Source organism: Anabaena catenula FACHB-362, from assembly GCF_014698735.1.
GTDB classification, from domain to species: domain Bacteria; phylum Cyanobacteriota; class Cyanobacteriia; order Cyanobacteriales; family Nostocaceae; genus Anabaena; species Anabaena variabilis_A.
The window spans coordinates 83,630-94,507 of the sequence record NZ_JACJTQ010000024.1 but is presented as its reverse complement, the minus strand read 5'-3'; the positions used below and the strand labels follow the sequence as shown (position 1 = coordinate 94,507).

Below are 10,878 nucleotides of genomic sequence, written 5' to 3'. Positions count from 1 at the left end.
AGGTTATTTTCTTTACTGACGCAGGGTACTTGTTGTATACTGTCTTTCAAACTATAATATTTTCAAGGTTCGGTGTCCTTCCGAGTTCGCTTTGCGGCGTTCTCTCTCCGGCACTTATTCAATATATCGAACCTCCTTTAGTTTGTCAACTACTTTGATAAAAAATTTTCCCGCGCTTTTTTTAACGGCTCAAAACTGCTCACAATGCTGGGTTTAGGCAACAATGGTTTATGGATTGTTGACTTAAGGAAGAGTAGAGCGTGAATTTTCAGTCAGTAATAGGTATATTGCATCAGTTTTGGGGCGAGCGCGGCTGCTTAATTGCCCAGCCTTATGACATGGAGAAGGGTGCAGGTACTAAAAACCCCCATACTTTTTTAAGGGCGTTAGGACCTGAACCTTGGTCTGTGGCTTATGTTGAACCTTGTCGTCGTCCAACAGATGGACGTTATGGCGAAAATCCGAATCGCTTCCAGCATTACTACCAGTACCAAGTTCTGATTAAACCTTCACCAGATAATATCCAGGAAATTTATCTTGATTCGTTGAGGGCTTTGGGTATTCGTCCCGAAGACCACGATATTCGTTTTGTAGAAGATAACTGGGAAGATGCAACGGTGGGGGCTTGGGGTACTGGCTGGGAAGTCTGGTTAGATGGGATGGAAATTACTCAATTTACATATTTCCAACAATGTGGGGGAATTGATTGTCGTCCGGTGTCGATTGAGATTACCTATGGATTGGAGAGATTGGTAATGTACCTCCAACAGGTGGAAGCAATCACGAATATCCAGTGGACGGACAACATTACATATGGTGATGTTCATCTTCAGGGTGAGATTGAACAGTGTACTTACAATTTTGAAGCGTCGAATCCTGAGATGTTGCTGACGCTGTTTAATTTATATGAGCAGGAAGCTACACAATTAACTGAGAGAGGTCTTGTGTTACCCAGCTTAGACTATGTAATTAAGTGTTCCCATAGTTTCAACTTGCTCGATGCACGAGGTGTAATTTCAGTAACGGAAAGAACTCGGTACATTACAAGGATTCGGCATTTAGCGAGGAAGGTGGCTCATTTGTATGTTGAGCAAAGAGAGAAGTTGGGATTTCCACTTCAGATGACTACGGTTGGTACGAAATAGAAATACGAGTTAGCGTTACCGGGTTTAAACTGGTAACGCACAAAGTCTGAGGTTATCTTCCGTTAGATGTTAATGCTCATCATGATCAGTTCCAGTGGAATCCCAGGCTGAATTTTCTTACGATTCTTCCAGATCAGTTCCTTCAATTCCGCAGGTCCAACTTCCATCACAGGATTATAAAGAACATGAGAAAGTGTCCACATCAATATAGTTTGAGTAGCATTCTTTGTAGCTACACTAACAGGATTGTAAGCAGGATTTTTATCATCCCATAGACCGATAGCTGTATATTCAATATCGCCACCATCATCGTACTGCTTATTATTAACCCAAGAATGGAAGAATGTGCAGTGATAAATAATATATACACACAATTGCTTCAAGTCGTCGATGCTCTTAATAGCAAGAGTTCCCAATTCTGGTTTCAAAATTGAGTGGTCTATCAAATCTTTGGACATACCTTCAATTTCTGACCAATTAGCTTGGATAGCTGCTTTATTCTTTTGGAAGAAATTTCTCACATATTCTTCTAAAAGATTCCACATCGCCAATGCAGCTTTGTCAAAATGATTATTATCAATTCGATCAGGTAAGGCTTGAATCGAGGGTTTCCAGTGGTAAGAAAGTTGGCTGACATACTCTGTAAGAATTTCGTCCACTCCTGTTGGCTTCAGCACAGAGGCTTCAGGGATAAAACCGGTCTCTCCTATAATCAGTGCAGAGCCAAGTTTATCAATATTGAGCAACCCTTCAAAATGAGGTTCAATCAGTTGTTTTATGGGATTATTCACAATATTCCGATAAAAAGCCATCGCGTACTGATCCATATTCATGTGAGTACGCCCTAAATGGGACTGAATCTCGTGGAACACGAACTCAACACTACGGAATAATCTTTTCGACCATTCCCACTTTTCATCACCAGGAACGTGAGTTGATATAGTTCCATCTAAAGAAAACTGAATTGAGTGAACTTGCAGTTCAGTTTCTTTCAATATGAATCGAGCTTCGATGACATCAGGAAAAATGCCGGCAGCATCTTTTTCATAACCAGCGCAATTGTAGCGCACTACATATTGCCAGGGTTGTCCCTGAACTCGGTTGAGTTTACCAGGGTTAAAGCCATTTAAGCGACGCTCTACGAAATATTCATCGCTGAATTTATGGGGATGACATCTGCTTAAGTTTGCTGGCATCCATTTAGTAACATTTGCTCCCATTATACCAAGCGTACCGTAAATTCCCACTAAGGGAGGTGTTGGCGGTGTTGCTGAGGGAGGATTCAGTTTCACCATTGTTGCCAGCGCATTATAGCGAGGTGTAGGCTGCAAATTTGCTGGTAAAGGGCTATTAAAATCAAATCTGGCTATATCCTTTCCAGCTGTTCCGTGGTAAACAAAGATATCTTTAGGGTTTGGGGGATTGGTGTTTTCAGTCATGATTAATTCAGGATTGTGTTGTTGTTTGTTACGTATATCAGCAGAAATTTCATATACTACTGAGCGTATATGATTAATCGAGGCTGTTTCTTGGCTAGATTTTGCCAAGATCATTGCTAAGTCTGTGGGGGCGTTGTAAGCATTGAATTGCAGTAGTTCAGCAATTTCATCAGGGATGATTGACTTAAATGAAATTACTGCTAGGTCTCGTAATGGGTAAACTACTTCATCCCAAGGTATTGTGCAATCTTTGGCTAATTCATTGCATTCAAGAGATTGTTCGATTCCTCGTAACTGGACTTGTAGAAGATACTGGAGTCCACCTTTTTTAACCTGCTGACAAAAATCGGTTTGCAGATATGTCTCTGGTCGCTGATCGTTGCCTGCGCGTGGTACATAATCGAGTGGTAGCTGCAAATCTTTTGGATTTATCAAACCCGTATCCGCTGACTTATTCGCATTGATCAATCGGTAGCGAAGATAATACTGCTTACCATCTACACCAATGAATAGATAGGTAGTTTGCGAATAGTAATGGAGTTTTGTGTAAGATTCTGGATTGCGGATAAATTCTTCAAGACTTGATTTCGCACGGGGCAACTCTTCGAGCATTTCCGCACGTTCTGATAAGGTGCTACGAACCCAACGAGCAAAAGATAAGGCATTTGCAAAAGGGAAACTACGTCCTGTACCTAGAAGTACGTCTAATAATGGTTTATTAAGATTTAGTGCTGTTAGTGGTGCATCCGCTGCTCCATCCAGAAGGCGCAAAGTAGCTCCACATCCATCACTAATCGCATCGTCTTTAAATCCCTTAGCATTCGCATGCCGCAATACAATCGGGAATTTTCTGCCAGGGACAAACAGTTTGTGCGAAGGAATATCAGGCTGCGCTAACACTTCCAGTACCCCTTGGGCTGTTGTCCCAAACGAATGGGTTGCTCGCATCCCTTTCTGCTTTGCTACCTGTTCAAAAGCTAAGGCAATTCCCGATATTAGTTTCCGAAATCCCAGGTCAATATCCCGAACACGAGCATCATCTAGATGCTTAATTGGCAAATCTTGAGACATAGGCAATGTTTTCCCCCAGATGTCTGGTTTTAAGTTATGTTATTACATTGATGTGTATTTGATTAACTGCCATTTTTGACTACGGTCGATAGTATTACTTAAGTGCTGAGAAAATGAGAAATGTTTTAATTTTCTTAATAATTACGAGCTAATCACTCAAAATAGACTGTTTTCCGTTGTTCATAAATGGAGGACTCAAAATATTAAAGTATTATTAAAAACTAATTAAATTACTTAACTCCTAACTAAGTTAAAATTGATTAAGTTTAAGAAAAGTAAAGAAAATGAGAGAAAAATTGACTGAACTGCTAGAACCAATTGCAGCTTGGTTTCGTTCTCTGGGTGTTCCAGAACCGATTGTGCATTGGGGACATCCAGCGATGATGGGAATTGTGATTTTTGTGGTGGGGACTTTTGTGGGAGTGGCTGGTTGGCGTGGTAAGTTACTGGAGGATAAGGATAAAGATGGAGCCATTAAAAACCGTAGCGCCCATCGTCAGTTAGCTCCTTGGTTGTTTGTATTCTTGGCAGGTGGATATATTGGTGGGGTTTTGTCGTTGGTGATGCAGCGAAAACCACTATTAGAAAGTCCTCACTTTTGGACTGGTTCGCTAGTGTTAATACTGTTATTAATTAATGGTGTAATTTCTCTGAGTGGATTTTTTGGAGATAAAGCTGATTTACGTGCGGTTCATGCTTATTTAGGGACTACAGCACTGGGAATTATGTTTATTCATGCTGTATTAGGGTTTAATTTGGGTATATCTTTGTGATGTTGTTATTGCCAAAGCCACCAAAGATGAATTATTTGTCTGAAAAGCAGATTAAATATTTATAAACTTCATTTATAAACTTCCCTATAGGAAAGTTGATGGGGTATTTTCAATGCTGTGTGCTTTGGCAATAAAATTTTATGATGCAGACGAGTGGAATAATTATTTGTCTTAGTTATATTTTGGGTTTGCTGTTTACAGCAATTCCTTGGGGTGGTGTATGGATGTTGGTTATGGGTGTAGTAGGAGCAATTCTATTTCCTAGAATATATCCTAATCCCCGGAAATTTACCCTTAAACAAGAAAATGCTCTTACCAAAAGCAAGTCAGTAGCTAACGGTTGGACAAATGTTCCTCATCCTAATGTATGGCTAATAGCTGGCTTAGTTGGGGTTTTGGCAACTTTATATTTTCAATTGCGAATACCACAACCAGGGATTAAGGATATTAGTCAGTTTGTTTCTGGGGAAAATAATACTAATCAAGAACAATTGGTGATTGTACGTGGCAAAGTTGCTAGTAATCCCCGTTTGACTCGTAGTCAGCGGGGACAGTTTTTGCTGGAAGTGACACAGATGGATGAAGTAAAAAATGCTACAAAGCCAGCAGATGCACCAAAAGGCGTAACAGGTAAATTATATGTAACAGTACCCATTCTTCAGGTTACGGGTTTATACCCTGCTCAACAAATTGCTGTGACTGGGATTTTATATAAACCACAAGCAGCATTAAACCCAGGTGCTTTTGACTTTCAGAAATATTTAAAACAGGAAGGTATTTTTGCGGGTTTGATTGGTAAACAGATAAATTTCATTGATGAAGAGAGAAAATGGGGCTGGTGGCTCTTGAGGGAGCAAATTGTGCGATCGCAAGTTCGTTGGTTGGGTGTTCCCGAAGGACCACTTGTCAGTGCAATGGTTTTGGGTAATAAAGCTATTGATTTACCCTACGATATTCGTGATTTATTTGTGAAGGTGGGGTTAGCTCATGCTTTAGCAGCGTCTGGGTTTCAAACTTCCTTGATATTGGGTGTAATTTTACAACTGACAAGGCGTGCAAAAAAGAGAACACAGATTATTCTCGGCTCATTAGGTTTAATTACTTTCCTCTTTTTGGTGGGGTTTCAGGCTGCGGTACTGAGAGCAGTAATTATGGGTTTTGCAGCCTTGATTGGTTTGGCCTTAGATAGGAAAGTTCAGCAACTAGGGTCATTGCTACTGGCAGCTACACTATTATTGTTATTTAATCCTCTCTGGATTTGGGATTTAGGCTTTCAACTCAGTTTTTTAGCGACGCTGGGATTAATTGTCACCGCTTCACCAATCACTAAACGATTGGATTGGTTACCACCTGCGATCGCATCTTTAATTTCTGTTCCTTTAGCCGCTACCATTTGGACTTTACCGCTACTGTTACAGGTGTTTAGTGTGGTAGGAGTTTACAGTGTGCCATTGAATATCATCACTACCCCATTAATTTCTGTGATTAGTATCGGTGGCATGATTAGCGGTTTAGTAAGTTTAATCTTGCCAGATTTAGGAAGTACTTTAGCGAGTTTTTTATATTACCCAACCCATTGGTTAATTCAACTAGCCGAATTTTTTGCAAATCTACCTGGAAGCTCAATTGCAGTTGGTAGTATATCTACTTGGCAAATGCTGATGGTTTACGGATTAATTATATCTACTTGGTTGGTGCGGTGGTGGCAAAAAAGATGGTGGTTTGCTTATTTAATTTCTGTGGCTTTAGTACTCATTCCCGTTTGGCATTCTGCGAGTAATTTATTACGAATCACATTATTAACAACTGATACCGAACCAGTTTTGATCATTCAAGACCGAGGCCAGGTCACTCTAATTAATAGCGGGGATGAAGGTACAGGAAGATTCACGATTTTACCGTTTCTACAGCAACAGGGTATTAATCGCATAGATTGGGCGATCGCTAGTAAATTCTTACCTAATCAAAGTGATGCTTGGTTAGAAGTTTTACAGAGTTTACCGATTAAAAAGTTTTACGCCTATTCCTCTGGGCTAGAAAATAATATTGAATCTCAAGCAATTCAACAAAAACTGCAAAAGCATCAAGGATTTTATCAACCTTTAACATTAGGACAAACTGTAGATACTGGTTCGACTCTTGCTCAATTTGTCAATGAGCAATTACCTATTTTACGATTGCAGATTTTTGGACAGAATTGGTTATTAGTAGGTAATGTCAAGCCTCAACAAATAGCAGAACTAGTCAAAACAGGGGGTTTATCTCGTCCGCAAGTGCTTTGGTGTCCATCAGAATCTTTGAAGGATTTAGTTCTAGCACTAAAACCACAGGTTGCGATCGCAACATCTAATAACCTGGATAAAGAAACTATGTCTGCATTAAATACAGGAAACACAAAACTGTTCTTCACAGGTAAAGATGGAGCTATTCAATGGACACCCAATGGTGAATTTGAAGCATTTATTCAGGTACAAGAAAACAAATCTTCAGGTTTGTAAGAAGTGTGGGGATAGCAATAGCTGCGTTTCCCCTGCAACGAATGCTGAATCCAGATACTATTATGATATAATGGCGTAAAATAGTATTTCCCTTGTTCACTAATATTTTGGTGAATGAAAAATTGGAGAGGTGTCCGAGTGGTTGATGGTGACGCACTCGAAATGCGTTTTGGGGTAACTCAACGGGGGTTCGAATCCCCCCCTCTCCGTTGATTTTCTTAACTACGAACTGTTTCTGGCCAAAGTTCTCGCAATGCGGGTGGCATCATGTTAATAACATCTTCTATTTCTCCTGGGGAAACCCGTTGAGCCATAATTTTGAATACCGCACGCACCAAAGACTCAGCATCAACATCAGGATTAATATTGTGGAAGTAATCACGGATATGGTTCAAAAATTCTTCCTGTGTCCGATCCTTGGTTTGTTTTGCACCTGGTCGCCAATTTTCGTAGTAAAATCCTGCTAATAAGATAGGTAACTGCGCTCCTAAATGAGCAGCTTCTTCTACTGTTAAGCGGTCACGCAATGCGTGTAATGTAGCTCGCAACCCTTGGAAAACTTGGTGTTTATTTTCCCAACCCAATTCTTTTCCTAACTCATTGATCCAAGGAATTGTTTTCTGTACAGTAGCATCAAAAGTATCTAATCCTGTCATCGTCATAAATTTTACTCCTGTTTCTGTCAATATGCTGAAATAAGTCTGCCTAGAAACCCGATTATTACCAAAAATCATGGGTTTTCATGGGCTGTTTTCTCTTCAGCGCAGTACTGTAAATTCTGTTTTGAATCTCAAAAACTAGTATCAGATCAGATTATAGAAATCCAGATATGTCCCTACTTCTAGCTAATGGAGCATGATTTTGCATCCATTTCTATATCTAGTAGGAGATTAAAAATAAAAAAGCTTGACTTTGGTAGCTCAAGCTAGAGAGTAGTAATCAGAACTCAGGACTAAAAACTCAGCACCACTGAATCAATTTTGGGTTAAACTAATCTCAGTGTGTGAGAAGTCAAAAATGCCAAATCGCAACCAGACGCAAGTATTTGCTTTGAGTTTTCTGAGTGTCTGTTTTTGTCTAGGTATTAGTTTAGGAGTAACAATCAAGTTTGGAAAAATACAGCAATCAGACGCTGCTGCGACAGAAATTCCCTTATTTTCCCCCGATTTCCCATCAGGTGTAAGTGAAGAGCAACAAACAATCACTATTAAAGCCGTTGGGGATATTATTCCCGGTACAAATTTTCCTAACTATAGATTACCAAGCGATCGCAATCAGTTATTACCACAGTCCGTCAGAACTCAATTACAAGGAGCGGATATTTTATTTGGGAACTTTGAAAGTAATTTAACTAATTATCCTTATAGTTCTAAAGATATCAGTCGCGGACAGACTTTTGCCTTTCGCTCACCACCCGCTTATGCTCAATTATTTGCGGAAGCGGGGTTTAACGTATTTAATATAGCGAACAACCACACAATGGATTTCGGTATAGTTGGACAACAAGATACAATCAAAAATTTAGAAAATGCGGGTATAAAAACATTAGGTCATAAAAATCAAATCCTCTATTTAGAAGCGAATCAAATACCCATTGCGATGATTGGCTTTACAACGTATGACTTATATAATTCCGTTCATAACTTAGAAACAGCCAAAGCCCTGGTAGAAGAAGCCAAAAATAACGCCAAAATCGTCATTGTTTCCATGCAAGTAGGAGCAGAAGGAACTGGGGCTTTACACGTAAAAGATAAAACAGAATTTTTCTATGGGGAAAACCGAGGTAACTCCTTAAAATTTGCCCGGACAATGATTGATACAGGAGCCGATTTGGTGTTAGGACATGGGCCCCATGTTCCCAGAGCGATGGAAATTTACAAAGAAAAAATCATTGCTTATTCTTTAGGCAACTTTTTAGGATACCGGACTTTAGCTACAAATGCCCAAACAGGTTACTCAATGATTTTAGAAGTCAAACTCAATTCAGAGGGAAAATTAGTTTCCAGTAAAATTATCCCCGTTCATTTAAATCGGCAAGGTATTCCACAAATTGATCAATATTTCCGAACCGTGGGACTGCTGCGTTATTTAAATAATCATGATTTTCCCGATAATACGATAGAAATTAATAAAAAGGGAGAAATTGTTGTTTTTAATCAAAAACAAGATTAAGCTAATTATTCTCCTTTGCTGATTTTCCCGACGACTTATAATTTTTTTAAAATGGATGATCAGCAGCCAAACTTAACACAACCCATTATTAATTCCCCGAAGAAGTAGAATTTGTTTCTTGAGTTGGTACTACCACCGCAGAAGAATCAGAACCCTGAGATTCTTTTGGTGTTTCAGGTATAACTACAGAATTTTTAGGTTGTGGTGCCGGTGGTACGACAACAGAATTGTCTGGTTTTGCAGGTTTGGGTGAGTCGTTTTGGGGAATAGGAACTGGTGGGATATTTTCTGAAGCTTGTGTGGGAGCAACTTCAGGATATGACTTAGCTTCCCTGAGTTTCTCACTTAGGGACGGTGTGGGAGTAACAACAGGTTTAGATCTGCGTTGCTTAGTTTTACGAGGTGAGGATTCGGAAAAGTTATCTTGAGGTTTTTGAGTTGAGGATTCGGAAGAGTTATTTTGAGGTTCTTGAGTTGAGGATTCGGAAGCAGCGCGACTACTATCAGGAGTTGGTTCTGGAGAAACACGACGATTGCGCTTACGTCGTTCATAAGTAGAAAAAGATGCAGATTCACGTGGAGAATCAGTTTGATTATTTTGACTTTCAGGTGACTGTGTATTCTCAACCACAGGTTTTGGTGTAGCAACTTCAACTTCTGGCGTAGGTTGCTCAGAAAGTGGCTGAGGCGCTAGCTGTGACTCAGATTGAGGTAACATTTTCGTGAGACTAAATGCTGCTGTTCCAGTAATTAAAAATACCCCAATCCCGATAAATACCTTAGATACTCCTACTTTTTTTGGTATTCCTGTGACTTCCTGATTTGGTGATGGTGTAGAAAGAATAGTAGGTGCAGGTTGATTTACTAAATTTTCTGACTTTTGGGTAGATAAATCTATAGTCGGTGCTGGTTGAGTAAGTAATTGCTGTGTTATGTCTGACCCACTTCCAGGTAGTATTTGCAGCCACTCTGCGACTGTGGGAGGACGAAAACGGGACTCAACCGCCATACCGCGCATAACAGCTTGATTAACAGCTGCACTCAAGTGGGGTTGCAGTTCACGGGGAGAGGGCATTGGTTCGCGATCGCGCAATAATGATGGTAAAGGAACTTGTCCTGTTAACAGTGCATACAAAGTTGCAGCCAAACCATAAACATCCGTCGCTGGTGTACGAGGTGCTTGGGTTAAATACTGTTCAATAGGTGCATAACCTTCACTAACTAAACCTGTGTGAGTTTGCCTAACACCGCTATTAAATTCCCTGGCAATGCCAAAATCAATTAGCACGACCTCCTGAGTTCCTTGGCGGAGGATGATATTATCAGGTTTAATATCCCGGTGCAGCAGACCATTTTTATGTACTATTTCTAATGCTGCGCCAATTTGGCGGATATAATGAATTGCTATTTCTTCGGAAAGCGGTATTCCTGGTAAAACAAACGCTTCACCTAAATTTTCCCCAGGAATATATTCCATCACCATGTAAGGTAGCCCATCTTCCACAAAAAAGTCACTAACCCGAACAATATTGGGATGGACGCAAGAGGCTAATCTTTTGGCTTCGTCTTGGAATTGTAGCTCGAATTTGGGAAAATCAGAATGTTGTCGTAACCGTTCATTAATAGTCTTCATCACTACCTCTTGACCCAAGTAGTGATGCATAGCTTTAAAAGTAATACCAAATCCCCCTTTCCCTATTTCCTGGATAATGGTATATTTTCCACTTTGCAAAATTGTACCTGTTAACATCGGGAATCTGGAGTCCTAAGTGAGCAGTTG

Annotated in this window: 7 protein-coding genes and 1 tRNA gene; 5 read left to right on the top strand and 3 right to left on the bottom strand. The window is 40.0% G+C overall.

Features of this window, described 5'->3' with window-relative positions; all coding sequences use genetic code 11:
- Positions 1 to 260: 260 nt before the first annotated feature.
- A complete protein-coding gene (gene glyQ / locus H6G68_RS16260) occupies positions 261 to 1,145 on the top strand; it encodes a glycine--tRNA ligase subunit alpha (protein WP_190907572.1) in 885 nt (294 codons plus the stop codon).
- 62 nt (positions 1,146 to 1,207) lie between these two features.
- On the opposite strand, the gene H6G68_RS16255 is transcribed toward glyQ, so the two are convergent.
- Positions 1,208 to 3,655 (bottom strand): lipoxygenase family protein, encoded by a 2,448-nt coding sequence (locus tag H6G68_RS16255; RefSeq protein ID WP_190907571.1) that lies wholly within the window; start codon positions 3,653 to 3,655, stop codon positions 1,208 to 1,210.
- A 284-nt stretch (positions 3,656 to 3,939) separates the two neighbouring features.
- Here H6G68_RS16255 and H6G68_RS16250 point away from each other — a divergent pair, with 284 nt between their 5' ends.
- The 3 genes from H6G68_RS16250 (at position 3,940) to H6G68_RS16240 (ending at position 7,135) form a co-directional block, all read left to right on the top strand.
- A complete protein-coding gene (locus H6G68_RS16250) occupies positions 3,940 to 4,428 on the top strand; it encodes a DUF4079 domain-containing protein (RefSeq protein WP_190907570.1) in 489 nt (162 codons plus the stop codon).
- Positions 4,429 to 4,568: 140 nt separating this feature from the next.
- Complete coding sequence (locus H6G68_RS16245; protein WP_190907569.1) at positions 4,569 to 6,926, top strand: ComEC/Rec2 family competence protein; 2,358 nt, start codon at positions 4,569 to 4,571, stop codon at positions 6,924 to 6,926.
- 124 nt (positions 6,927 to 7,050) lie between these two features.
- Positions 7,051 to 7,135, top strand: a tRNA-Ser gene (locus tag H6G68_RS16240).
- Between the two features lie 9 nt (positions 7,136 to 7,144).
- Here the strand turns inward: H6G68_RS16240 and H6G68_RS16235 are convergent.
- A complete protein-coding gene (locus H6G68_RS16235; protein ID WP_190907568.1) occupies positions 7,145 to 7,588 on the bottom strand; it encodes a DUF2267 domain-containing protein in 444 nt (147 codons plus the stop codon).
- Between the two features lie 355 nt (positions 7,589 to 7,943).
- Between H6G68_RS16235 and H6G68_RS16230 the strand changes: the two genes are divergently transcribed.
- Positions 7,944 to 9,098 (top strand): CapA family protein, encoded by a 1,155-nt coding sequence (locus H6G68_RS16230; RefSeq protein ID WP_190907567.1) that lies wholly within the window; start codon positions 7,944 to 7,946, stop codon positions 9,096 to 9,098.
- 88 nt (positions 9,099 to 9,186) lie between these two features.
- Here H6G68_RS16230 and H6G68_RS16225 read toward each other — a convergent pair whose 3' ends face one another.
- Complete coding sequence (locus tag H6G68_RS16225) at positions 9,187 to 10,848, bottom strand: serine/threonine protein kinase (protein ID WP_190907566.1); 1,662 nt, start codon at positions 10,846 to 10,848, stop codon at positions 9,187 to 9,189.
- Between the last annotated feature and the right edge of the window lie 30 nt (positions 10,849 to 10,878).

Coding starts and splice junctions, on each gene's coding strand:
- H6G68_RS16225 (WP_190907566.1), bottom strand. CDS start 10,848: ATGTTAACAGGTACAATTTTGCAAAGTGGAAAATATACCATTATCCAG.
- H6G68_RS16230 (WP_190907567.1), top strand. CDS start 7,944: ATGCCAAATCGCAACCAGACGCAAGTATTTGCTTTGAGTTTTCTGAGT.
- H6G68_RS16245 (WP_190907569.1), top strand. CDS start 4,569: ATGATGCAGACGAGTGGAATAATTATTTGTCTTAGTTATATTTTGGGT.
- H6G68_RS16255 (WP_190907571.1), bottom strand. CDS start 3,655: ATGTCTCAAGATTTGCCAATTAAGCATCTAGATGATGCTCGTGTTCGG.
- H6G68_RS16250 (WP_190907570.1), top strand. CDS start 3,940: ATGAGAGAAAAATTGACTGAACTGCTAGAACCAATTGCAGCTTGGTTT.
- H6G68_RS16235 (WP_190907568.1), bottom strand. CDS start 7,588: ATGACGATGACAGGATTAGATACTTTTGATGCTACTGTACAGAAAACA.